We start from the raw sequence: 21,409 nt of genomic DNA, 5'->3' as shown, positions 1-21,409 counted from the left end.
AAGCCCCGGCGTTGCCGCCGGGGCGGAAGTTCAGCGCAGGGGCCAGACCAGCTGGCTGTAGAAGTAGTGCTGCAGCAGGCCGCCCGGCAGGTTCATGTTGAGGATCGACGTCAGCACCAGCACCAGGCCGACGGCTGCAGCGGTCAGGACGCTCGCCTGCAGCCAGCTTGATTTGGCGACGACCTTCAGGAACGTCAGGAAGAAGCCGACGAGTGCGAGGGTGAAGCCGAGAAGGCCAATCGCGATGACGAAGCCGACCAGCCAGCCGACGAACCGCCACAGGCTGCCGCTGCTCGCGCCGTCATCGAGATCGAAATTGACGGTGCCTGCCGGCCCACGTCCCGTCGCGCCCCTGACCTGCCAGAACAGCACGAAGGCGGCAGTGAGGAGGCCGACAATTCCCACCGAGACCGGGAACACCGCGTCGAGGAACGAGTTCTGTGCGCCTTCGGCGATCGTGAAGATGAAGAAGCCGAAGGTGACAGCGGTGAAGATCACCTGCGGCCACAGGTTCTTGGCGGCGGCCGTTTCGTCTTCCTCGCGCTCGAAGTCGATGTCGGTCGTGATGCCGCCGGGGACGGTTTCCTCCTTCGGGGCCTGGCGCGACCGGCTGGTGAACCAGAGCGAGGCAATCGTAATCAGTGCGATGGCGACGGCGATGGGCCGAAGCGGGAAGCCATAGCCGTAGAACTGGACCGCCTGGTAGAAATAGGTCTCGACCTGGCCGGCAAGCACGAAGCCGATGAGGAAGGCCGGTCGGGGCCAGCCGAAGCGCTTCAGGAAGATGCCCGTCAGCGCTATGACCAGCAGGGCCAGGATGTCCTCGAAGGAGCGGGTCGACTGGAATGCGCCGAAGACGATGATGAGGATCATGAAGGGCGCGAACAGCACGAAGCGGATCGTCGTGAGGCGCGCGATGCTCGGCGACAGGGCGATGCAGGCCGCGGTGCCGACGACGTTGGCGAGCGCCAGCGTCCAGACCACGGTATAGGTGAGGTCGAGGTCGCGCTTCGGATCGGCCATGCCGGGCCCTGGTTGCAGCCCGATCAGGATCATCGCGGCGAGAAAGATCGCCATCGAGCCGGAGCCGGGGATGCCGAACAGCAGGGTCGGGATCAGGTTGCCGCCGGCGCAGGAATTGTTGGCCGCTTCCGGGCCGATGACGCCACGGATGTCACCCTTGCCGAATTGCGACTTGTCCTTGGCGCTTTGGACGGTGTGGCCGTAGGAGATCCAGTCCGAAACGCTGCCGCCAAGGCCCGGCATCAGGCCGACACAGGCCCCGATCGTCGCGCAGCGCAGCGTCAGCCACTTTTCCCGCCAGGTGTCGCGCACGCCGGTCAGCCAGCCTTGGCCGAGCTTGCCGGTGCTCGAGATGCTTGTCTGGCCGCGCAGCAGGTCGAGCACTTCCGGCAGCGCGAAGATGCCGAGGCCGATGATGGTGATCTCGAGGCCGCTCATCAGGTACAGCGAATCGAAGGTCATGCGTTCGCCGCCATTTGCCGGAGCGGTGCCGATCGCCCCGAAGGCGAGGCCCAGCGCACAGGCGGCCACGCCCTTGGCGAGGCTGCTGCCCGACAGCACGCCCACCATGGACAGGCCGAAAATGGCCAGCATGAACAGTTCGGCCGAGGTGAAGCTCAGGATGAGCGGACGCGCCACGATGACGATGGCGGTCAGGCACAGCGCGCCGAAAAGGCCGCCGATCATGGACGCCGAGAAAGACGCACTCAGCGCGCGTGCTGCTTCGCCCTTGCGGGCGAGGGGGAAGCCGTCGAGCACTGTCGCCTGCGAGGCGGACGACCCCGGAATGCCCATGAGGATGCAGGAGAAGGTGTCGGAGGTGGGAATGACCGCCAGCAGGCCGACCATCATCGCAATCGCTGCGGTCGGCTCCATGCCGTAGACGAATGGCAGCAGCAGCGACATGCCGGCAATGCCGCCGAGCGCCGGCAGGATGCCGACGACGAGGCCGATCGCAACGCCGATCATCATGTAGCTGAGGTGGTGGAGGGTCAGCAGGTTCTGGAGCGAAGTGACGAACACATCGATCACTGTGGCTGTCCTTTCGATGGGCAACAGTTGCTGGGCGGCGCCTTCGCGCCAGCCTGGTCAATGTCGGCAGGTGGATGTTCGAGCGCCGACAGGCGTCGTGCAGGCTTGCCCGCCGCCTGTCGGCGGCGGGCACTCTGTCGATCAGAGCTTGACCTGGTATTCCGTGTTCAGGAAGTTGCGCACCCAGTCACGCGCTTCGGGCTTGATCGTCGTGGCGACCTTGTAGAGCTGCTCGATGTCGCTGCCGACGGCCTGCGTGTAGTCGCCGAGAACGTCGCCCTTGGCCTTCTGTAGTTCCGGATCGGCCACGGCGTCGGCAAAGGCCTTGCGATAGGTCGCAACGATGTCGTCCGACGTGCCTTCCGGCAGCATGCAGGGCTTCTGGGCCGCGAAGCCGGAGCCGAAGAAGGCGAGGTAGGCGTCATATTCGATGCCGGACGGTTTCTTGCCATGCATCATCTCGTAGGCTTCGACGAAGTGGGGAAGGTCGGGGAATGTCGGATCGCGGGCGACGTTGCCCTGGGCGTCGAGGACGCCCCAGGAGAACATCGGAGCGGCCGTGCCGGCCTCGACGAGCGGGGTGACGTTGGTCAGGTAGGCGGAGGAGGTCTGGTAGTCGATCGTCGCTTCGCCGCGTTCGAAGGCAAGGCGGCCGTCGCCGCGCCCCTGCATGCCGAACACATGGCGGACCTTGAGGCCGAGCAGGCGGAAGGCAAGCATCGGCACGAGGTCGAGCGAGGTCGCGCCCTGGCTGCCGTAGACCAGGTCCTGGTCCTTGATCTTGTTCAGTTCGGCCGGCGTCTTGACGCCGAACTTGGCGGGCAGGTAGCAGACGCCGCCCGTCGGCGAGACGAGTACGGGAATGAGCTTGGCGTAATCGTAGCGCACGCGTGGATCGCCGAGCAGGAACGGAAACTGCGTCGATCCCGACGTGCCAAGGATCGCAAGCCCATCGGGCCGCGCGCGGGCGACGAATTCGTTCGACCCGGTGATCGACCCGCCGCCGGGCACGTTCCGGACCACGACGTTCGGGTTGCCCGGAAGATATTTCGAGAGATAGGGGGCGAAGAATCGCGCCCAGACGTCCGAACCGCCGCCCTCGGAGAAGGGCATCCACCATTCGACGGTCTTGCCGGCGAAATCGACCGAGGCCTGCGAAAATGCCGGGCGCACTCCGCCTAGTCCAAGTACCGCTGCGGCGGAGCCGGCGGCAAGCAGTTGACGACGCGTAAAATCAGCCATGTTTTTCCTCCCCAAAATAGCTATGCGTTCAAATGTATACAAACGTACACATAACGATTGGAAACGCCAAGTCCCATGATCGCCATCGGCGGGCATGATCTTCGTCGTTTCACCCTTGAGGCATATGCGCCAACTGGATTATTAAGTTAAGTGCAAAATTTTGGAGCAGTGATGCGTCATGAGCATCAATTGTGAAATCCTCGATCTCAGGGCTTTTCTCGGCGTCGTCGAGCTTGAAAGCTTTCACCGGGCGGCCGATGCCCTGAACCTGTCGCAGCCGGCGCTCAGCCGCCGCATCCAGAAGCTGGAGGCATCGATAGGTGCGCCGCTTCTGGAGCGCACCACCCGGCATGTTTCGCCCACCGCGCTCGGCCTCGAACTTGTGCCGCTGGTGCAGCGCATGCTGGAGGAGTTCGACAGCTCCCTCTTTGCGGCCCGCGGTCGGGGCGTGCGGCGAAGCGAGCTGGTGACGATCGCCTGCCTGCCGACTGCCGCCTTCTATTTCCTGCCGACGGTGATCAAGCAGTTCAACCAGGAATATCCCGACATCCGCTTCCGCATCCTCGACCTGACGGCGACGGAGGGGCTGCAGGCCGTCTCGCGCGGCGAAGTGGAATTCGGGATCAACTTCATCGGCACCTCAGACCCGGAGCTCATCTTCGATCGCATCGCCGAAGATCCGTTCGTGCTGGCGGCGCGGCGCGATCATCCCCTGGCGATGCGGCAGGAGGTCGGCTGGATGGATCTGGCGCCGTACCCGCTGATCACCGTGCACCGCTCCAGCGGCAACCGCACCATGCTCGACGCGACGCTTGCGCGGTCGAACATCGAACTGCGGTGGTCCTACGAGGTGACGCACCTGTCGACCTCGCTCGGCCTGGTGGAGGCAGGCCTCGGGATTTCCGTGCTTCCGCGCACGGCGACACCCGGACCCGATCATCCCATCATCATCACGAGGCCGCTGGGCAATCCGCTGATTTCCCGGACGATCGGCATCGTCCGCCGGCGCGCTGCCACGCTTTCACCCGCTGCCGAACACTTCCGTCGCATGATCATGGGGGCATGGCAGGGCGGTCAACAGGCGGATTGATCCGAACTCCGGAGGCACGGTCGCGTGATCGGCGGCACGAGCCAAGTGTTTGTATCGTCGTGCGCGACGTTATCCCTAAACCGTGGAAGAGAGCCTGGCTGCGAGGGACGCCTACGCCGTCGCGCAAGCGCACCTGCTCACCCCGTCTCGCGCTTGGCAAGCTCGATCAGATTTCGAAGGGCCGCCACGCCCAGGCTGTTGATGTGCTTGCGGCCGAGCGCAATGTCGATGCGGAGCGCGATCTCGGCGGCATCGGCGCCGCGAAGATCGGCCAGCCGCCCGATGCCGATCTCTTCGAGATAACGGATCATTGTCGGGCCGATCGAATGGGCCCGCAACATCGACTTGCGCTCATCTTGCGAGATCATGCCCGGCATCTCCTGGCCACAACGTTGCCGCCCAACCGTTTCTTAATCGCTGTCCAGTACATCCTGTCAGCGAAATTCGCGGAAGATGGAGTGTGTTGAGTTGCGTTTTTCCGCAGCGATGACGGCCGAACGGTGGCTGCCGGGGCAGATCGCCTCGCGCATCGCGCCGCTGCTGCGTCGCGTCGACGCCGTTCTTTTCAGCGCCGACGAGCGCGGCGAAGCCGGCCGCATGTCGCTGATCGCCTTTGCCGTGCGCATTGTCAGCGCCGCCATCGCATTCGTCAGCCAGGTGCTGCTGGCCCGCTGGATGGGCGGTTTCGAATACGGCATCTTCGTGCTCGTCTGGGTGTCGATGATCATCGCAGGTTCCCTGTCCTGCTTCGGTTTCCACACCTCCGTCATCCGCTTCATCCCCGAATACCGCGAAAAGGGCATGCTCGCCGAACTGCGCGGCGTGCTTGTGGCGAGCCGGCTGTTCGTGCTCGTCGCTTCGACCGTCATCACCGCCTTGGCCATGGCCGGCGTCTGGCTGCTCTCGGACAAGATCGAGAGCTACTACGTCGTACCGTTTTTCCTCGGCATGTTCTGCCTGCCGATGCTGGCGCTGTCGGACGTGCTGCAAGGGCTGGCGCGCGCCAACGCCTGGGCGTTCCAGGCGCTTGTGCCGACCTACATCGTGCGGCCGCTTCTGATCCTGTTGTTCATGGCGGCGGCCGTGGTGTCGGGCCTTGCGCCGACCGCCGAGACCGCCGTCAGCGCCGCGATCGCCGCCACCTACGTCACCACCATCGCCCAGCTCGTCCGCGTCACTTCGCGGACCGACAAGCGCATTCCCGCCGGGCCGCGCACTATCCTGCTCGGCTACTGGCTCAAGATCTCGCTGCCGATCTTCCTGGTCGAGAGCTTCTTTTTCCTGCTCACCAATGCCGACGTGCTGATGGTCGGCTTCTACATGGAACCGGACCATGTCGCGGTTTACTTCGCGACTGTGAAGACGCTGGCGCTGGTCCACTTCGTCTATTTCTCGGTCAAGGCGGGCGTTGCCCAGCGCTATGCCCATATCGCCCATGGCGAGCCGGAAAAGCTGGCCGGCTTCGCCCGCGAAACAGTGTCCTGGACGTTCTGGCCGTCGCTGCTGATGGGGCTTGTCGTGCTGGTGCTCGGCAAGCCGCTGCTCGGCATGTTCGGCCCCGGCTTCGACGAGGGCTATCCGCTGCTGTTCCTGCTCGTGGCTGCGGTGGTGGCGCGATCGGCGGTCGGCCCATGCGAAAGCGTGTTGACCATGAGCGGCTACCAGAACGTCTGCGCCATGGTCTATGCCGCGACACTCGCCCTCAACATCGGCCTCAACGTCGTGTTCATCCCCACGCTCGGCCTGTGGGGCGCGGCAATCGCCACCTCGGCGGCGATGATCTTCGAGGCGACCGCGCTGTCGTTCACCGTATGGCGCAAGCTCGGCATCGTCATGGTGCTATTCATCCCCGTCCGACGCACATTGGAGAAAGCCTGATGGTAGCCATCCCGCTTCTCGAAGAGACCAGCGGCGGCCCGGCCGGTTCGATGATCGCCGGCATTGCCGGCGTTCCGACCGACCTTGCCGACCTCGCCCAGCTTGAATTGACCGCCAGCGAGCGGCCGCTCAGGCGGCTCGCCATCTATCCGGCTTCGGCCGGCTTCGACCTGGTCGAGGAGCTCGACCACCTCTGCGCCCGTACCATCGAGCCCAACGTCTTCTTCAACCCGCGCTTCCTGGCGCCCGCCATGCCGAGGCTCGAGGACCGCGAGGTGCGGCTTGCCGTCATCCGGGACGGCAACGAGTTTCGCAGCCGGCTGCGCCTGCTCGTGCCCTATTCGATCGAGAAGCCGGCGGTGCCGCTCGGCGTGCCGGTGATGCGGACCTGGTCGAGCCCGTTCGGTCCGCTCGGCACGCCGCTGCTCGACCGCGACGACCCCGAAGGCGTGATCGCCGATTTCTTCGCCATGCTGGCGCGGCCGCATCTCAAGCTGCCGAGGGTTTTCGTGCTGCCCGACATGCGCCTCGATGGCGCCGTCGCCCGCATGCTGAGTGCGACGGCCGAAAGCCGCGGCTTGCCGCTGGCTATTACCGGCCAGTTCGAGCGCCCCTTCCTCGAAAGCGAGCGCGACGGCGACGACTATCTCAAGGCCGCGCTCGGCAATCGCCACTACAAGGAGTTCCGCCGGCTCGAGCGCCGGCTCGCCGAACAGGGCGTGGTCGAGCACAAGGTTGCGCGCACCCAGGACGATGTGCGCCATGCCATCGAGCAGTTCCTGACGCTGGAGGCGTCCGGCTGGAAAGGCCGCCAGCGCACCGCCATGGCGATCGACCGCTACCGTGCCGCCTTCGCCCGCGAGGCGGTGCACCGGATGTCGGAACAAGACATGTGCCGCATCCACTCGCTGACGCTCGACGGCCGCACCATTGCCAGCCTCGTCGTCTTCGTCGAGGCGGGTGTCGCCTATACCTGGAAGACCGCCTATGACGAGACCTTGTCTGCCTATTCGCCGGGCGCGCTGCTGATGATGGCGGTGACCGCGCAGCATCTTGAAGACCCCAACGTCATGGTCACCGATTCCTGCGCCGTGCCCGACCACCCGCTGGTCGGCCGGATGTGGAGCGAACGCAAGCCGATGGGCACCATCGTCGTCGGACTGACGCCCGATGCCGACCGTGTCACCCGCCAGGCCGCCTCGCAGCTGCATCTCTATCGCCAGACGCGCAAGCTCGCGGTCAAGCTGCGCGACCGCATGCGCAGCCTGCTCAAACGCTAGAGCGTTTTCGCCTCGCGCTTGGCCCGGTCGCGGAAAATGCGGCGGATAACCTTGCCGGTGGTGGTCAGCGGCATCGAATCGACGAACTCGACCTCGCGCGGATATTCGTGCGCCGACAGGCGCTCGCGCACCCAGAGCTTGATCTCGTCGGCCAGCGCCGCGTTGCCCGCAACGCCGTCCTTGAGCACGACATAGGCCTTGACGATCTCGGTGCGCAGCGCGTCGGGCTTGCCCACGGCAGCGGCCAGCGCGACGGCGGGATGGCCGGTCAGGCAGTCCTCGATCTCGCCCGGGCCGATGCGGAAGCCGGCGGAGGTGATGACGTCGTCGTCGCGGCCGAAGAAGGTGACGTAGCCGTCGTGGTCCTTGATGCCCTGGTCGCCGGTCGTCATCCACTCGCCGATGAATTTCTTCTCGGTCGCTTCGGGACTCTGCCAGTATTCGAGGAACATGACGGGGTTGGGCCTGGCGATGGCGATCTGGCCAGGCTCGCCGGCAGGTACGCGACGGCCCTTGTCGTCGATGATGGCGACCTGGTGGCCGGGCACGGCCTTGCCGATGGCCCCGCCGCGGCTCACACCGAGGGCCGCGCAGGAGGCGAGCACCGCGTTGCATTCGGTTTGGCCGTAGAACTCGTTGACCGTGAGCCCGAGTTCGCCGGCCGCCCAATCATAAGTCTCGCGGCCGAGCGCTTCGCCGGCCGAGCCGATGCTGCGCAGGCCGAGCCGGAAGTGCTTGCCGATGTCGGGCACGGTCTTCAGTATGCGTAGCGCCGTCGGCGGGATGAAGGCGTTGCGCACGCCCATCTTCTCGACCAGCACAAGCGCTGCCTCGGGATCGAACTTGTCGAAGCGGGCGGACACCACCGGCAGGCCGAAATAGAGGCCCGGCAGCAGCAGGTTGAGCAGCCCGCCGGCCCAGGCCCAGTCTGCCGGCGTCCACATCAGGTCGCCCGGCTGCGGCAGGAACTCATGCGCCATCTGGATGCCGGGCAGGTGCCCGAGCAGCACGCGATGGCCATGCAGCGCGCCCTTGGGCGGCCCCGTGGTGCCCGAGGTGAAGATCATCATCGCCGGATCGTCGGGACCGGTATCCTCGGCGGTAAAGTCAGGTGCATGCGAAGCGACAAGGCGCTGGAAGTCGTCCAGCCCGCCGCTGCCGACAACGACGATGGTTTCAAGCTGGGGCAACCGGCCGGCGATCTGGCCGACCTTGGCGAAACCGGCCTCGTTGGTGACGATGGCCCGCACACCCGCCGTCTGCAGCCGGTATTCGAGCGCCTCGACGCCGAACAACAGCGCCAGCGGTACCGCTATCGCGCCGAGCTTGTAGATGGCGACATGGGCGATGGCCGTCTCGAAGCTCTGTGGCAACAGCAGCGCCACCCGGTCGCCGCGACGCACGCCGCGGGCGCGCAGCGCATGGGCAAAGGCGTTGGAGCGGCGGGACAGCTCGCCGAAGGAGAGTTTTTCGGCCGCCCCCTCGACATGGTAGTCGAGGAGCGCCGTCCGCTCGGGATCGATCGCAGCCCAGCGGTCGGACACGGCGGTGCCGATGTTGAATTTCTGCGGGATGTTCCAGCGGAAGTCGCGGTAGAGGGTGTCGTAGGTGTCGCGCCGTTCGAGCATGGACGGTCGTCTCCGCTCCTCCGCGAGTGGGACTGGCGCCGGGCATGAGCTCCAGGCGCCGTGGACAGGCCTGTCGCGTAGCTCCTGCCCCTGGCGGCGTCAAGTGACGTGGATCAGCGGTGCGCGCCCTGGTAGCTCGGGACCGCGTTGCGTTGGCTGGTCTGCGGCGGCAGATACAGCTGCAGCAAGAACAGCAGCACCAGCACCGGCAGCCACATCTCGTTGATTTCCTCGAGCGCGCGGGCGTACTTCAGAGCCGTTGCAGGCAAGGCGCTATCGGCCTCCCGGAACCAGCGGGGGATGGCGTCGAGGATCTTCAGCGCCGGCAGGTAGGCGACAAGCACGATCGCGCCATAGGCAGCCGGCGGCCTGCGCGTCACCAGATGCTTGATGTGATCCAGCGATCTTATCAGCAACGCCACCACCACCGTGCCGATCAGGAGGACGGTCCCCGCACTTGCGAGTTTCTCCACGATTGGCACTTCCGGCCTGAGATACTGGCGCAGATTGAAAAGGCCGTATGTCGTGAAGGCGTGATGCCAATCCAGCTCACGAACGCCGAGGAGCAGCGCGCCAAGCGCGATCAGCCCAGCCAGCCCGCCCCGACGAAACCAGATGCCTGCCGCAACGATCGCGACGACGAAATGCAAGACGGCACTTGCCATCTCTACCGGCCCGTTCTCTCGGAGCAAAGCAGCAGCCATATCCGCCGACATCACTGCGGCGGCGAGCAGGCTCACGACAAGTCCAGATAACGCGACCCAGAAGAGCAAAAAGGGAGACGCAATGAAATTAGATGAATTCGAACCGGTATCGGAAGGCAATGAGATTTCTCTTCGGAATATCATTAAGGAATCCCATTCTAGCCAATCCGTCGGGCAAAGCAAACTACCGGACCGTCGCTTGGAATCACAATGTGGTCACCGCCGGTTGGCAAAGAAGCACTTCCGCCTTTCGGGATGGCGGTAACCGGTTGTCTCGCCAGCGTCTCCTGCGCCATTGGCAGATCTTCACGCGACCACGGTACAAGCATTTCTTGCGATGCTTCAAAAGCTGTTTGCCCGCAAAACCAGACCGAGCTGCAAATCTGAAAATGGCGCTTGACCTCAATAACGGTTGAGGTTGCACAAGTCCTTTCTGTCAAGTCGAAGAGAGGAGGACGAGATGGGTCAGGACGCCAGCAAGGCGCAACGTATCTACAGGGTCGACAGGTTCACCGTTCCAGACGGTGCGCGCGCCGAGTTTCTCGACAAGGTTCGGCAGACGCACGAGTTGCTGAGAGTGCAGCCGGGCTTCCTGCAGGACATGGTTCTGGAGCAGCCATCGATGCCTGGAGAGCACAATGTCATCACGATCGTCGAGTGGGAAAGCGAGGCTGCGATCGCATCGGCCAAGGCCAAGGTGCAGTCGATGCACGCGCAAGCGAATTTCAACCCGCAGGAGTTGATCGCACGGCTGGGCATCAAAGCCGACATTGCCAGCTACAGGCACATTTAGGAGCGGAAGGCTTCGGAAACTGTAACGGCGACCCAATGGGCCGCCGTTCAATGTTCGAGGCTGGATTGTCCCAGTCGCCGGTCAGGCGAAGGTGCCGTGGCAGTGCTTGTATTTCTTGCCCGAACCGCACGGGCAGGCCTCGTTGCGCGAAACCTTGCCCCAGGTCGATGGATCGTTGGGGTCGCGGTCTTCGGCCGCGACGACGCGCGAATCCTGCAGGACTGCGACCGACCCTTCGCCGAAATCGTCCTCGCCGGTGGTGCCGTCGATGTGGTGGCCAAACATCTCGGGCGCTTCCGGTGGCGGCGCGTCGGCTGCCTGGCGCACCAGTTCGACCCGCATCAGCTGTGCGGTGACCGCCTGGCGCAGGTTGCCGAGCATCGCCTGGAACAGCTCGAAGGCCTCGCCCTTGTATTCGTTGAGCGGGTCGCGCTGGGCGTAACCGCGGAAGCCGACGACCGAGCGCAAGTGGTCGAGATTGACCAGATGCTCGCGCCACAGGTGGTCGATCGTCTGCAGCACCACCGAGCGTTCGACATAGGTCATCACCTCGGGGCCGAAGCGCTCGGCGCGGTCGGCGGCCGCCTTGTCGGCTTCGGCGGTGATGCGCTCGCGGACCTCTTCCTCGGCGATGCCTTCTTCCTTGGCCCATTCCTCGATCGGGAGATCGAGGTTGAGCGACTGGATCACGCCTTCCTTGAGGCCAGTGACATCCCACTGCTCGGCATAGGCGTTTTCGGGGATGTGCTTGGCGACCAGATCCTCGATCACGTCGTGGCGCATTTCGGCGACCGTATCGGTCAGGCTGGTCGCGTCCATCAGCTCGATGCGCTGCTCGAACACCACCTTACGCTGGTCGTTCGACACGTCGTCGTATTTGAGCAGGTTCTTGCGGATGTCGAAGTTGCGGGCCTCGACCTTCTTCTGCGCCTTTTCCAGAGCTTTGTTGATCCAGGGGTGGACGATCGCCTCGTCTTCCTTGAGGCCGAGCTTCTGCAACATGCCGTCCATGCGCTCGGAACCGAAGATGCGCATCAAATCGTCCTGCAGCGACAGGAAGAACTTCGAACGGCCCGGATCGCCCTGGCGGCCGGAGCGGCCGCGCAGCTGGTTGTCGATGCGGCGGCTTTCGTGGCGTTCGGTGGCAAGCACGTAGAGGCCGCCGCCGGCGAGCGCCTTTTCCTTGAGGCGGGCAACGTCCTCGCGGATCGCCTTTTCCTTGGCGTCGCGCTCGGGGCCTGCCGGCATGTCGGCCAGTTCCTCGGCAATGCGCATGTCGGCGTTGCCGCCGAGCTGGATGTCGGTGCCGCGGCCGGCCATGTTGGTGGCGATGGTGATTGCGCCTGGCTTGCCGGCCTGGGCGACGATCGCCGCCTCGCGCTCGTGGTGGCGGGCATTCAGGACCTCGAAGTCCTTGAAGCCGTCCTTGCGCAGCCGCTCGGCCAACTGTTCGGATTTCTCGATCGAGGTCGTGCCGACCAGCGTCGGCTGGCCCTTGGCGTTGGCTTCCTTGATCTCGCGGACGATCGCCTTGTACTTCTCCTCGACCGTCCGGTAGACCTCGTCGTCCTCGTCGATGCGGCTGACGGGCAGGTTGGTCGGAACCTCGGTGACGTCGAGATTGTAGATGTTGCCGAACTCTTCCGCTTCGGTCAGCGCCGTACCGGTCATGCCGGCGAGCTTTTCGTACATGCGGAAATAATTCTGGAAGGTGACGGAAGCCAGCGTCTGGTTTTCCGGCTGGATCGACACGTGTTCCTTGGCTTCCAGCGCCTGGTGCAGGCCTTCGGAGAAGCGGCGGCCCGGCATCATGCGGCCGGTGAACTCGTCGATGATGACGATTTCGTCGTCCTTGACGATGTAGTCCTTGTCTTTCTGGAACAGGCGGTGTGCCTTGAGCGCATTGTTGACGTGGTGGACCAGGGCGACGTTTTCGATGTCGTAGAGCGACTCGCCCTTCAGCAGGCCCGCCTCGCGCAGCATGTTCTCCATCTTCTCAGTGCCTTCTTCGGTGAAGATGGCAGTCTTCTGCTTCTCGTCGACCTCGTAGTCGGACGGAACCAGGTGGAGAAGGAAGGCGTCGACCGTGTTATACATTTCCGAACGGTCCTCGAGCGGACCGGAAATGATCAGCGGCGTGCGGGCCTCGTCGACCAGGATCGAGTCGACCTCGTCGACGATGGCGAAGAAGTGGCCGCGCTGCACCATCTGGGCGCGCTCGTACTTCATGTTGTCGCGCAGATAGTCGAAGCCGAGTTCGTTGTTGGTGGCGTAGGTGATGTCGCAGGCATAGGCCGCGCGGCGCTCTTCGTCCGACAGTCCGTGCACGATGATGCCGACCGAAAGGCCGAGGAACTTGTAGAGCCGGCCCATCCATTCGGCGTCGCGGCTGGCGAGATAGTCGTTGACGGTAACGACATGCACGCCCTTGCCGGTCAGGGCATTGAGATAGACGGGCAGGGTTGCGACGAGGGTCTTGCCTTCGCCGGTGCGCATCTCGGCGATGCCGCGGCCGTGCAACACCATGCCGCCGATCATCTGGACGTCGAACGGACGCATGCCAAGCGCGCGCTTTGCGCCTTCGCGAACCGTGGCGAACGCCGGGATCAGCAGGTCGTCGAGGGTTGCCCCGTTGGCAAGGTCCTGACGGAACTGCTCGGTTCGCGCCCGAAGCTGGTCGTCGGTCAGCGCCTGCAGTTCATTTTCCAGTGCATTGATCGCTTCCACCCGGGGTCGGGTCGATTTGACGCGACGATCGTTGGAGGAACCGAAAATCTTACGGGCGAGACCGCCGAGACTGACCATCAAGTGGCCCTTTCAATTCGAATGAAGCCGACTGTCCGCCGGCCGAACCTGCCGGGGACAAGGCGGTGGCAGGTTCAACGCGAAAAGCGCCCGGAAAACGGTTCTGGACGCGAAGACGATGGACAGATAAGAGGGGGCACAACTTATGTCAACGTTGCAGAGAGCCTGCCGAAGACGCCAAATTCCGCCACATTCAGGTTGATTTGGAAGTGCGTCATCCCCCCATCGGAGAGTTTAGATGTCTTTTTCGTTCCGTAGCGCCTCGCTTGCCCGCGTCGGGCTTGCAGCCGGGCTCGTGGCGCTGTCGTCGCTGCCTCTCGCCGCCCAGGAAGCTGCTGCGCCAGCAGCCCAGCCCGCGGCTCCCGCAGCGGCACCGGTAGATCCCAACACGATCGTTGCCACGGTCAATGGCCAGGACGTCACCGAAGCCGACATCTCGCTGGCCGAAAGCGACCTCGGCGCCCAATTTGGCCGCCTGCCGCCGGAGCAGCGTCGTGCCGCGGCGCTGTCGTCGATCATCGAAATCAGGCTGATGGCGGCCCAGGCCGTGGAAAAGGGTCTCGACAAGGACGCCGACTTCCAGCGCCGCATGGCCTTCCTCGACCAGCGCGCGCTGCATGGCGAACTCGTCGAGAAGGAAGTCGCGGGCAAGGTCACCGACGACGAGATCCGTGCCCGCTACGACAAGGAAATCGCGGCCCAGAAGCCGGTCAACGAGGTTCATGCCCGCCACATCCTGGTCAAGACCAAGGAAGAGGCGGACGCCCTGATCAAGAAGCTGGATGGCGGCGAGGATTTCCAGAAGCTTGCCAACGAAAACACCACTGATCCGAGCGGCAAGACCTCGGGCGGCGACCTCGGCTTCTTCGGCCCCGGCCAGATGGTGCCGGAATTCGAGAAGGCGGCTCTCGCCCTCGAGGTCGGCGCCTACTCGAAGGAGCCGGTGCAGACGCAGTTCGGCTGGCACATCATCAAGGTAGAGGACAAGCGCTCGCAGCAGCCGCCGGCCTTCGACGCGGTCAAGGAAGAGGTCAAGTCGCTCGTCATCCGCGAGAAGTACATCGACCTGGTCAAGCAGATCCGCGCCGCCGGCAAGGTCGAAGTCACCGACCCCGAGCTCAAGAAGGCCATCGACGCCATCGACGCATCGAAGTAGGCCCTTTCAACTCGATTTCAGAAGGGCGGCGTCAGTTGGCGCCGCCCTTTTTGTTTGCGACGCTCGCAGTTTGACCATCTGGCGCGTTCTCACCTCGCCGGTGGCTGAATGACGTTGGGTCCGATGGTCGCCAAATTGGGACTTCTCAGGGGGTGCTGAGCGGAGTGCCCCGTTTCCAGGAGCATCGCATGCCGTCTGCCGACCTGATCCTCGCGTTCCTTGCCACGGCGGCAATCTTCGCCTTCATCCCCGGACCGGCCATGCTCTACGCTGCCGCCCAGACGATGGCGCGCGGGCGCCGTTCCGGTTTCATGGCTGCATTGGGCATCCACATTGGTGGCTATGTGCATGTCGTTGCGGCTGCCGCCGGGCTGTCATTCCTGTTCCACGCGGTTCCGTGGCTCTACATGGCGGTCAAGCTTGCGGGCGCCGCCTATCTCGTCTGGCTGGGCATTTCGATGTTCCGCGGCCGCAAACAGGGCGATTTCAACCCCTCCGGCATGGGACAGAAGTCCGGCCGTCGCGCCTTCGTCGAAAGCGTCGCAGTCGAAGTGCTCAACCCCAAGACGGCCATCTTCTTCATGGCCTTCCTGCCGCAGTTCATCGACGCATCCGCGACTTTCCCGGTCTGGCTGCAGTTCCTCATCTTCGGAATTCTGGTCAACACCATGTTCACGGTTGCCGACATTGTCGGCGTTGTGCTGGCCGGCCTCCTGATCGGCCGCCTGCAGCGCTCGAGCCGGGCGCAAAGGCTTATGCGGCGCGCCGGCGGTGCAGTGCTTGTCGGTCTCGGCGTGCACATCGCGCTCCAGCGCAGCTGAATCGCCCGGCGGCGTTGCAGCCAGTCTTCAGCGATGCCTCAAGCTTCAGCGATGCCTCAAGCCTTGATGCCGTTCACGATCATGCGGATCGCCCGGCGCAACGTGGCGTCGTCCTCATCCAGCCGGCCAGTCAGCAGGTGCACCCAGGCGTAGGAAGCGACCATGTCGGCGACCTGTTCGGGGTCGACATGTGCTGCGACCTCGCCTCGCGCCTTGGCCCGGGCGACGATCTTGCCGGTGTTGGCCCTGCGCCCGGCGGCATATTCGGCCAGCGCTTCGGCTGCTGAAGCATCCGACTGGGCCTCGGCCAGCAGAGAGCGGAAGATGCCGCCAGATGGCGTCTCGCGCCAGTGGACGAACAGGCTCCTGGCAAAGCCGAACAGGTCTTCCTCGATGCTGCCGGTGTCGGGATAGTCGATGTCGCGCTTCTGGCGCTGGTAGACCTCAAGCAGCAGCGATGCCTTGTTCGGCCACCAGCGATAGATCGTCGGCTTGCCGGCGCGGGCACGGCGCGCCACGGCCTCGATCGAGAAGCCCGCATAGCCGTTTTCGATCAGCACCGCCTCGGCCGCTTCCAGGATCGCGTCGGCGCTTTCGGGGCTGCGCCGTGCGCCGATCGATTTCCGCGCCGCGTCTTGCTCAGTGCTCATCTCGTTCTCCGGTTCGTCGACAAATCCATACACCAGCTCTTGACGAAACGAAACGGCCCGTTTTATATAACGAAACGTTTCGTTCCGATGGAGATTGGAAATGACTGCCTCCCAAACCCGCTTTTCCCGCCCGCGCTTCGCCCTGATGGTCCTGATCGGTGTCTATCCGCTGATCACGGTCCTTCTTTACGTCGTCATGCCGCTGACCGATGGCTGGACGATCTGGCAGCGCACCCTGCTGATTGCGCCGCTGATGGTGGCGACGATGATCTGGGGGCTGATCCCCGCCGTCCAGCGGCTGTTCCGCGGCTTCCTCAATCCGGCGGTGCATTGAGGCTGGACCACGCCTTCGTGAGGTGAAACGCCTTGCGAAGCCTCGCGCTATCGGGCAAACGGTGCCAACCCTCACCGTTTCCCGAGCCCGCAGAGGTTCCCTGATGTCGACTGCCGTTTCCCCGCTTGCACCGAAAAAATATCCCAAGATGCCCGCCATCGATGGCGTCCGCATTGCCACTGCCGAAGCGGGCATCAAGTACAAGGGTCGCACCGACGTGGTGGCCATGGTGTTCGACGAAGGCACGGCGGCGGCAGGCGTCTTCACCCGTTCCAAGTGCCCCTCGGCACCGGTCGATTTCTGCCGCCAGAACCTTTCGGGCGGCAAGGCGCGTATTCTGGTCGTCAATTCCGGCAACGCCAATGCGTTTACCGGCAAGAAGGGCCGCGAGACCACCACGCTGACCGGCCAGGCCGCTGCCAAGGCCGCCGGCTGCACGCCTGGCGACGTCTTCCTCGCCTCCACCGGTGTCATCGGCGAGCCGCTCGACGCCGGCAAGTTCAGCCATTTGCTTTCCGGCATGGTCAAGGACGCCAGGTCCGACCAGTGGATCGAGGCCGCCAAGGCGATCATGACCACCGACACCTATCCCAAGGTGGTGACCGCGACGGTCAAGCTCGGCGACACCGACGTCACCATCAACGGCATCGCCAAGGGCGCAGGCATGATCGCGCCCGACATGGCGACGATGCTGTCCTTCGTCGCCACCGACGCGCCGATTGCCGCTGACGTGCTGCAGGACATGCTGTCGCGCGGCACCGCCAAGACCTTCAATGCGGTGACCGTCGACAGCGACACCTCGACGTCCGACACGCTGATGCTGTTTGCCACCGGGGCCGCGGCCAAGCGCGGCGCGCCGAAGATTTCCGATCCCAAGGATGCGCGCCTCGGCGCCTTCCGCCGTGCGCTCAACAAGATGCTCAAGACGCTTGCGCTTCAGGTCGTGCGCGACGGCGAAGGCGCGCGCAAGCAGGTCGAAGTCACCGTCACCGGCGCCAAGTCCGCGCGTTCGGCCAAGCGCATCGCGCTGTCCATCGCCAATTCGCCGCTGGTCAAGACCGCCGTAGCCGGCGAGGACGCCAATTGGGGCCGCGTCGTCATGGCCGTCGGCAAGGCTGGCGAGCCTGCCGACCGCGACCTGCTGTCGATCTGGTTCGGCGACAATCGCCTTGCCCACAATGGCGAGCGCGACCCTGGTTATTCGGAAGCGGCGACCTCGGCCTACATGAAGGGCGACAACATCGTCATCCGCGCCGACATCGGTCTTGGCCGCGGCAAGGCGACGGTATGGACCTGCGACCTGACCAAGGAATATGTTGCCATCAACGGCGACTACCGGAGCTGACAGCAGCGTGAACCAGAATCGCCCGTCGCACGAACTCGCAATCGTCCGCCGCTATGAGGCGGCGGGCTTTCGCGCCTGGCCGGCGGCGGCGGTGCATTATGACGGCACCTGGCTGGTGCGGCTGACGGCAGGGCATCCGGCCAAGCGGCTCAACTCGGTCAACCCGCTCGACCCGGCCGACATCCGCAACATTCCCGACCGCATCGCCCGCGCCAGCCGCCGCTTCGAGGCCTATGGCCGGCCTCTCACCTTCCGCATGTCGCCCTTGTCGGGGCCGGCGGTCGCCGCCCATCTCGATCGCGAGCGCTGGAGCGTCTTCTCCGAATCGATGGTGATGCGCCTGTCGCTCGACGACGGTGTCGTCGAAAACGCGATGGACCAGATCCCGCTCAAGGACATCGGACGCTTCGTCAGCGCCTCGATGGCCGTTCACGGCCTCGACCCGTCGCTGAGGCCCGGCCTGTCCGAGATCATCGGCGCCATCCAGCCGGAAGCCGGCCTGTTCGTGCTCGAGCAGGACGAGCAGCCGGTGACGGCTGCAATCTGCGTCCACGACACCGACCTTGCCGGCCTGTTCGAGATCGCCACGACCGAAGCCGAGCGCGGCAAGGGCTTCGGCCACCGGCTGATCCTGTCGGCGCTCAAATGGGCACGCCTCAGGGGCGCGCGCCAGGCGTGGCTGCAGGTCGAAGCCGACAATGTCGGCGCCATCCGCCTCTACTCGAAGATGGGCTTCAAGGAAGTCTATCGCTATCACTATCGCCGCCCGCCGGAGGCCTGACTTGACCCAACAGGGAAAACGCCTGCTGCTCGTGGCCGCCTGCGCGCTCGTCGATGCCGATGGCCGGGTGCTTCTGGCCCAGCGGCCCGCGGGCAAGCAGCTTGCCGGCCTGTGGGAATTTCCCGGCGGCAAGGTCGAACAGGGCGAGACGCCGGAGGAAACCATCGTGCGTGAGATGCGCGAGGAGATCGGCATCGAAACCAAGATCGCCTGCCTCGCACCGCTGACCTTCGCCAGCCACACCTACGAAGACTTCCATCTGCTGATGCCGCTCTATGTCTGCCGCCGTTTCTGGGGCACGCCTGAGCCGCGGGAAGGCCAGGTGCTGAAATGGGTCCGGCCCAAGCAGATGCGCGATTACCCGATGCCGCCCGCCGACGAGCCGCTGATACCGTTCCTGATCGACCTGCTCTGACGCGTATCAGTCAGCGTTAAGTCAAAGTTTATCCAATCGTGAAAAATTGAGTGGCCGTCGCGTGCAATGTGCGGCGACATGGGTTTTCGCGGGGGACGTGCCTATGCAGGCTGACAAGGAGTGGGATCTCATCCGCCCCGAACGCCAGTCCTCGGCCGCCAGGGCCAGCGCCGGCATCTTGCGTGTCGCATTGCTGTTCGGCTTTGCGGCCGTAGCGCTGGCGCTCATCGCCACGCCCTATCTCGACAGCCGCACGCGCCCTTGGATCGGGCAGGCGCGCTTCGACGGACTCGACTACACCGCGACAGGCTCCGTTGGCCGCAATGCCAGCTATACGCTGCGCCGCAGCGTCCTGCAGGACACACCGCAGGCGGTATGCGTCATTCACGACAACGGCCGCCGCAGCGGCCAGTGCTGAGGATGTGCCGCGTGCGCTTCACTGCACGTTAAGGCTATGCCATTAACCTTTCTTAATCTGTCGCCGCTATGTTTTTGACCAACGACACGGGTGGACGCGACCGATGATAAAGCGATTTCTGAGGGACGAGGGGGGTGCCACGGCGATCGAGTATGGCCTCATTGCTGCTCTGATTGCAGTGGTGATGGCCGGCGGCTTTTCGCAGATGGCAGAGCAGCTCAGGCTGCTTTGGGGCGACAACAACAAGGACATTCAGCAAGGCCTGAATAGGCATTGAACAGGCATAGCCTGAACCGGGCTATTTCTTGCCCTCCTCGCCAAGCACCCTGGCGAGCGAAACCTGCGCCGACCCCGGCTTGAGCGGCTTTTGCTGCGACGGGTCTGGCGCCCATCCCGACAGCCAGACGAACGAAAAGCTCGCCCGCACGCGCCCGTCGGGATCGGAAAAGCGCTCGGCATAGATTTCGGCCGCGCGCTGGAACAATCGCCGCGTCGCCGGTTTTCGCGACCGGTCGGCGAGCGCGCTCGTTACGCCCATTGCCCGCAAATCCGCCATCAGCCCGAACATCGTGTCGTAGCGCACCGTTACCGTCTCGACGTCGGCCACGGGCAGGGCAAGTCCCGCCCGTTGCAGCAGCCCGCCGGCGTCGCGCACGTCGGTGAAGGGGATGACACGCGGGCTCGCCCCGCCGGTCAGCTCGGTTTCGGCCGCCAGCAGGCTTTCGCGCAATTCGGCAAGCGTTCCCGCACCCGCCAGCACACCCAGGAACAGCCCGTCCGGCTTCAGCGCACGCCTGATCTGGATCAGCTGGCCGGGAATGTCGTTGGCCTCCTGCAGCGCCAGCAGCGATACCGCGAGGTCGATGCTTGCCGGCTCGAGCGCAATGGTCTCGGGATCGGAGACGATGCCCGGACCGCCGCCGAGAAAGCTCTTGTCGGCCTCGACCCGGACCAGTTCGGCCACCTTGCCGCTGGCTGCCAGCACGGCGGTCGCCGCCGGGCTGACCGAGAAGATCGCGGCACCCCGTTCGAACTTGCGCTCCACCGCGGCCAGCCTGTCGGCTAGGTCTTCAGCGGCGCGCGCCATCAGGAAATCCGCGCCGGCAATGGCTTGCGCCACTGCGCGCCGGCGGTGGGCGATCACGAGGCTGGCGTCAAAGATCGGTTGCACGGGCGATGTCCTTCCTTGCCGGGTTTCTGTTATGGTCGCCCGACCCAAACCTGTCGTGGCCGATCCGATGCCGGAGATCAAGAGCCTCGCTTCCGCTGTCGCCACCTGGCCGGCGCGCTTGTTGTTCCCGCCGGTTTGCGCCGGCTGCCGGCGGCAGGTGACGCAGCCAGGCGCCTTGTGCGGTGCCTGCTGGCCCCGGCTTCGCTTCCTTGAAAAGCCATGGTGCGAGGTGATGGGCACGCCGTTTGCCCACGATTTCGGCGCCGGCTTCCTGTCCGCCGAGGCGATCGCCAATCCGCCGCCCTTCGCCCGTGCCCGCGCCGCCGTTGCTTATTCCGGTGTCGCCCGGCGCATGGTCCAGGGCCTCAAGTTCCACGACCGCACCGATCTCGCGCCATGGATGGCGCGCTGGATGCTGCGCGCCGGCACTGAACTGGTCGCCGATGCCGAGGTCGTGGTGCCGGTTCCGCTGCATTGGCGCCGCTTCTTCTGGCGCCAGTTCAACCAGTCGGCGGAGCTTGCCCGCACCATTGCCTCGCTTTCCAGCCTGCCTTTCGCGCCCACCGCCGTGCGCCGAGTCAAGCGCACTCGCCAGCAGATCGGCCTTGGCCAACGTGAGCGCGAAGACAACGTCCGGGCGGCCTTTGTCGTTCCGCCCGAGGCGGAGATCGAAATCCGCGGCCGGCGGGTGCTTCTGGTCGACGACGTCTACACCACCGGGGCCACCGTTTCGGCCGTCACCCGGGCGCTCAGGAAAGGCGGCGCGCGCAGTGTCGACGTTCTGACATTCGCGCGCGTGCTGCCTGGGGACTTCCGGCCCGACGATGCAGACCCTATATAGTC

At 64.7% G+C, this 21,409-nt stretch carries 21 protein-coding genes; 13 read left to right on the top strand and 8 right to left on the bottom strand.

Annotated features, from left to right (window positions below; genetic code table 11):
• Window positions 1-30: 30 nt before the first annotated feature.
• Window positions 31-2,055, bottom strand: coding sequence for a tripartite tricarboxylate transporter permease (locus tag GGQ99_RS09965; RefSeq protein ID WP_343061707.1), 2,025 nt, complete (start codon window positions 2,053-2,055; stop codon window positions 31-33).
• 141 nt (window positions 2,056-2,196) lie between these two features.
• Window positions 2,197-3,297, bottom strand: a complete 1,101-nt coding sequence (locus tag GGQ99_RS09960; protein WP_183262436.1) for a Bug family tripartite tricarboxylate transporter substrate binding protein — start codon at window positions 3,295-3,297, stop codon at window positions 2,197-2,199.
• Window positions 3,298-3,475: 178 nt separating this feature from the next.
• On the opposite strand from GGQ99_RS09960, the gene GGQ99_RS09955 reads away from it, so the two are divergent.
• Window positions 3,476-4,387, top strand: coding sequence for a LysR family transcriptional regulator (locus GGQ99_RS09955; RefSeq protein WP_108606893.1), 912 nt, complete (start codon window positions 3,476-3,478; stop codon window positions 4,385-4,387).
• A gap of 137 nt (window positions 4,388-4,524) precedes the next feature.
• Here the strand turns inward: GGQ99_RS09955 and GGQ99_RS09950 are convergent, their stop codons facing one another.
• On the bottom strand, window positions 4,525-4,755 hold the full coding sequence (locus GGQ99_RS09950) for a hypothetical protein (RefSeq protein ID WP_183262435.1): 231 nt from the start codon (window positions 4,753-4,755) through the stop codon (window positions 4,525-4,527).
• A gap of 100 nt (window positions 4,756-4,855) precedes the next feature.
• On the opposite strand from GGQ99_RS09950, the gene GGQ99_RS09945 reads away from it, so the two are divergent.
• Both GGQ99_RS09945 and GGQ99_RS09940 read left to right on the top strand, forming a co-directional pair.
• Window positions 4,856-6,265, top strand: a complete 1,410-nt coding sequence (locus GGQ99_RS09945; RefSeq protein ID WP_183262434.1) for a lipopolysaccharide biosynthesis protein — start codon at window positions 4,856-4,858, stop codon at window positions 6,263-6,265.
• On the top strand, window positions 6,265-7,545 hold the full coding sequence (locus GGQ99_RS09940; RefSeq protein WP_183262433.1) for a GNAT family N-acetyltransferase: 1,281 nt from the start codon (window positions 6,265-6,267) through the stop codon (window positions 7,543-7,545). The genes GGQ99_RS09945 and GGQ99_RS09940 overlap by 1 nt, the downstream gene beginning before the upstream one ends.
• On the opposite strand, the gene GGQ99_RS09935 is transcribed toward GGQ99_RS09940, so the two are convergent.
• Together GGQ99_RS09935 and GGQ99_RS09930 are read right to left on the bottom strand one after the other, a co-directional pair.
• On the bottom strand, window positions 7,542-9,173 hold the full coding sequence (locus tag GGQ99_RS09935; protein WP_183262432.1) for an AMP-binding protein: 1,632 nt from the start codon (window positions 9,171-9,173) through the stop codon (window positions 7,542-7,544). The genes GGQ99_RS09940 and GGQ99_RS09935 overlap by 4 nt on opposite strands.
• Before the next feature lie 113 nt (window positions 9,174-9,286).
• Window positions 9,287-9,913 (bottom strand): hypothetical protein, encoded by a 627-nt coding sequence (locus tag GGQ99_RS09930; protein ID WP_183262431.1) that lies wholly within the window; start codon window positions 9,911-9,913, stop codon window positions 9,287-9,289.
• A gap of 424 nt (window positions 9,914-10,337) precedes the next feature.
• Between GGQ99_RS09930 and GGQ99_RS09925 the strand changes: the two genes are divergently transcribed.
• Entirely contained in the window at window positions 10,338-10,670 is a 333-nt protein-coding gene (locus GGQ99_RS09925) for an antibiotic biosynthesis monooxygenase family protein (protein ID WP_183262430.1), read from the top strand.
• Between the two features lie 81 nt (window positions 10,671-10,751).
• Here GGQ99_RS09925 and secA read toward each other — a convergent pair whose 3' ends face one another.
• Entirely contained in the window at window positions 10,752-13,475 is a 2,724-nt protein-coding gene (gene secA / locus GGQ99_RS09920; RefSeq protein WP_108606898.1) for a preprotein translocase subunit SecA, read from the bottom strand.
• Between the two features lie 238 nt (window positions 13,476-13,713).
• Between secA and GGQ99_RS09915 the strand changes: the two genes are divergently transcribed.
• Together GGQ99_RS09915 and GGQ99_RS09910 are read left to right on the top strand one after the other, a co-directional pair.
• The gene (locus tag GGQ99_RS09915; RefSeq protein ID WP_108606899.1) at window positions 13,714-14,631 is read left to right on the top strand and encodes a peptidylprolyl isomerase; all 918 of its coding nucleotides are present in this window, start codon (window positions 13,714-13,716) and stop codon (window positions 14,629-14,631) included.
• 188 nt (window positions 14,632-14,819) lie between these two features.
• Window positions 14,820-15,452 (top strand): LysE family translocator, encoded by a 633-nt coding sequence (locus tag GGQ99_RS09910; protein ID WP_183262429.1) that lies wholly within the window; start codon window positions 14,820-14,822, stop codon window positions 15,450-15,452.
• Window positions 15,453-15,508: 56 nt separating this feature from the next.
• Here GGQ99_RS09910 and GGQ99_RS09905 read toward each other — a convergent pair whose 3' ends face one another.
• Entirely contained in the window at window positions 15,509-16,102 is a 594-nt protein-coding gene (locus GGQ99_RS09905) for a TetR/AcrR family transcriptional regulator (RefSeq protein ID WP_108609719.1), read from the bottom strand.
• 100 nt (window positions 16,103-16,202) lie between these two features.
• Between GGQ99_RS09905 and GGQ99_RS09900 the strand changes: the two genes are divergently transcribed.
• From GGQ99_RS09900 to GGQ99_RS09875, 6 genes are all read left to right on the top strand, one after another.
• Window positions 16,203-16,436: a putative antibiotic biosynthesis monooxygenase gene (locus GGQ99_RS09900; RefSeq protein ID WP_108606900.1), complete on the top strand. Its 234-nt coding sequence runs from the start codon at window positions 16,203-16,205 to the stop codon at window positions 16,434-16,436.
• A gap of 103 nt (window positions 16,437-16,539) precedes the next feature.
• Window positions 16,540-17,781, top strand: a complete 1,242-nt coding sequence (gene argJ, locus GGQ99_RS09895; RefSeq protein ID WP_183262428.1) for a bifunctional glutamate N-acetyltransferase/amino-acid acetyltransferase ArgJ — start codon at window positions 16,540-16,542, stop codon at window positions 17,779-17,781.
• A 7-nt stretch (window positions 17,782-17,788) separates the two neighbouring features.
• On the top strand, window positions 17,789-18,562 hold the full coding sequence (locus GGQ99_RS09890; protein ID WP_108606902.1) for a GNAT family N-acetyltransferase: 774 nt from the start codon (window positions 17,789-17,791) through the stop codon (window positions 18,560-18,562).
• Between the two features lies 1 nt (window position 18,563).
• Window positions 18,564-18,977, top strand: coding sequence for a (deoxy)nucleoside triphosphate pyrophosphohydrolase (locus tag GGQ99_RS09885; protein WP_183262427.1), 414 nt, complete (start codon window positions 18,564-18,566; stop codon window positions 18,975-18,977).
• A gap of 103 nt (window positions 18,978-19,080) precedes the next feature.
• On the top strand, window positions 19,081-19,395 hold the full coding sequence (locus GGQ99_RS09880; RefSeq protein ID WP_108606904.1) for a hypothetical protein: 315 nt from the start codon (window positions 19,081-19,083) through the stop codon (window positions 19,393-19,395).
• Between the two features lie 103 nt (window positions 19,396-19,498).
• Window positions 19,499-19,672 carry a Flp family type IVb pilin gene (locus GGQ99_RS09875; RefSeq protein WP_108606905.1) on the top strand — a complete coding sequence of 58 codons (174 nt, stop codon included), beginning with the start codon at window positions 19,499-19,501 and terminating at the stop codon, window positions 19,670-19,672.
• Between the two features lie 21 nt (window positions 19,673-19,693).
• On the opposite strand, the gene GGQ99_RS09870 is transcribed toward GGQ99_RS09875, so the two are convergent.
• On the bottom strand, window positions 19,694-20,566 hold the full coding sequence (locus GGQ99_RS09870) for a methyltransferase domain-containing protein (RefSeq protein ID WP_183262426.1): 873 nt from the start codon (window positions 20,564-20,566) through the stop codon (window positions 19,694-19,696).
• A gap of 55 nt (window positions 20,567-20,621) precedes the next feature.
• On the opposite strand from GGQ99_RS09870, the gene GGQ99_RS09865 reads away from it, so the two are divergent.
• Window positions 20,622-21,407 (top strand): double zinc ribbon domain-containing protein, encoded by a 786-nt coding sequence (locus GGQ99_RS09865; protein ID WP_183262839.1) that lies wholly within the window; start codon window positions 20,622-20,624, stop codon window positions 21,405-21,407.
• Window positions 21,408-21,409 lie beyond the last annotated feature (2 nt).

Origin of the sequence: Aminobacter niigataensis, from assembly GCF_014200015.1 — a bacterium.
GTDB classification, from domain to species: Bacteria; Pseudomonadota; Alphaproteobacteria; order Rhizobiales; family Rhizobiaceae; genus Aminobacter; species Aminobacter niigataensis.
The sequence above is the reverse complement of the archived record's forward strand: the minus strand, read 5'-3'. Positions and strand labels throughout refer to the sequence as shown.

Excerpts from the sequence above, each read along its gene's own strand:
- GGQ99_RS09960 (WP_183262436.1), bottom strand. The coding sequence starts at position 3,297 with ATGGCTGATTTTACGCGTCGTCAACTGCTTGCCGCCGGCTCCGCCGCA.
- GGQ99_RS09955 (WP_108606893.1), top strand. The coding sequence starts at position 3,476 with ATGAGCATCAATTGTGAAATCCTCGATCTCAGGGCTTTTCTCGGCGTC.
- GGQ99_RS09950 (WP_183262435.1), bottom strand. The coding sequence starts at position 4,755 with ATGATCTCGCAAGATGAGCGCAAGTCGATGTTGCGGGCCCATTCGATC.
- GGQ99_RS09940 (WP_183262433.1), top strand. The coding sequence starts at position 6,265 with ATGGTAGCCATCCCGCTTCTCGAAGAGACCAGCGGCGGCCCGGCCGGT.
- GGQ99_RS09935 (WP_183262432.1), bottom strand. The coding sequence starts at position 9,173 with ATGCTCGAACGGCGCGACACCTACGACACCCTCTACCGCGACTTCCGC.
- GGQ99_RS09925 (WP_183262430.1), top strand. The coding sequence starts at position 10,338 with ATGGGTCAGGACGCCAGCAAGGCGCAACGTATCTACAGGGTCGACAGG.
- secA (WP_108606898.1), bottom strand. The coding sequence starts at position 13,475 with ATGGTCAGTCTCGGCGGTCTCGCCCGTAAGATTTTCGGTTCCTCCAAC.
- GGQ99_RS09915 (WP_108606899.1), top strand. The coding sequence starts at position 13,714 with ATGTCTTTTTCGTTCCGTAGCGCCTCGCTTGCCCGCGTCGGGCTTGCA.
- GGQ99_RS09910 (WP_183262429.1), top strand. The coding sequence starts at position 14,820 with ATGCCGTCTGCCGACCTGATCCTCGCGTTCCTTGCCACGGCGGCAATC.
- GGQ99_RS09905 (WP_108609719.1), bottom strand. The coding sequence starts at position 16,102 with ATGAGCACTGAGCAAGACGCGGCGCGGAAATCGATCGGCGCACGGCGC.
- GGQ99_RS09900 (WP_108606900.1), top strand. The coding sequence starts at position 16,203 with ATGACTGCCTCCCAAACCCGCTTTTCCCGCCCGCGCTTCGCCCTGATG.
- argJ (WP_183262428.1), top strand. The coding sequence starts at position 16,540 with ATGTCGACTGCCGTTTCCCCGCTTGCACCGAAAAAATATCCCAAGATG.
- GGQ99_RS09880 (WP_108606904.1), top strand. The coding sequence starts at position 19,081 with ATGCAGGCTGACAAGGAGTGGGATCTCATCCGCCCCGAACGCCAGTCC.
- GGQ99_RS09875 (WP_108606905.1), top strand. The coding sequence starts at position 19,499 with ATGATAAAGCGATTTCTGAGGGACGAGGGGGGTGCCACGGCGATCGAG.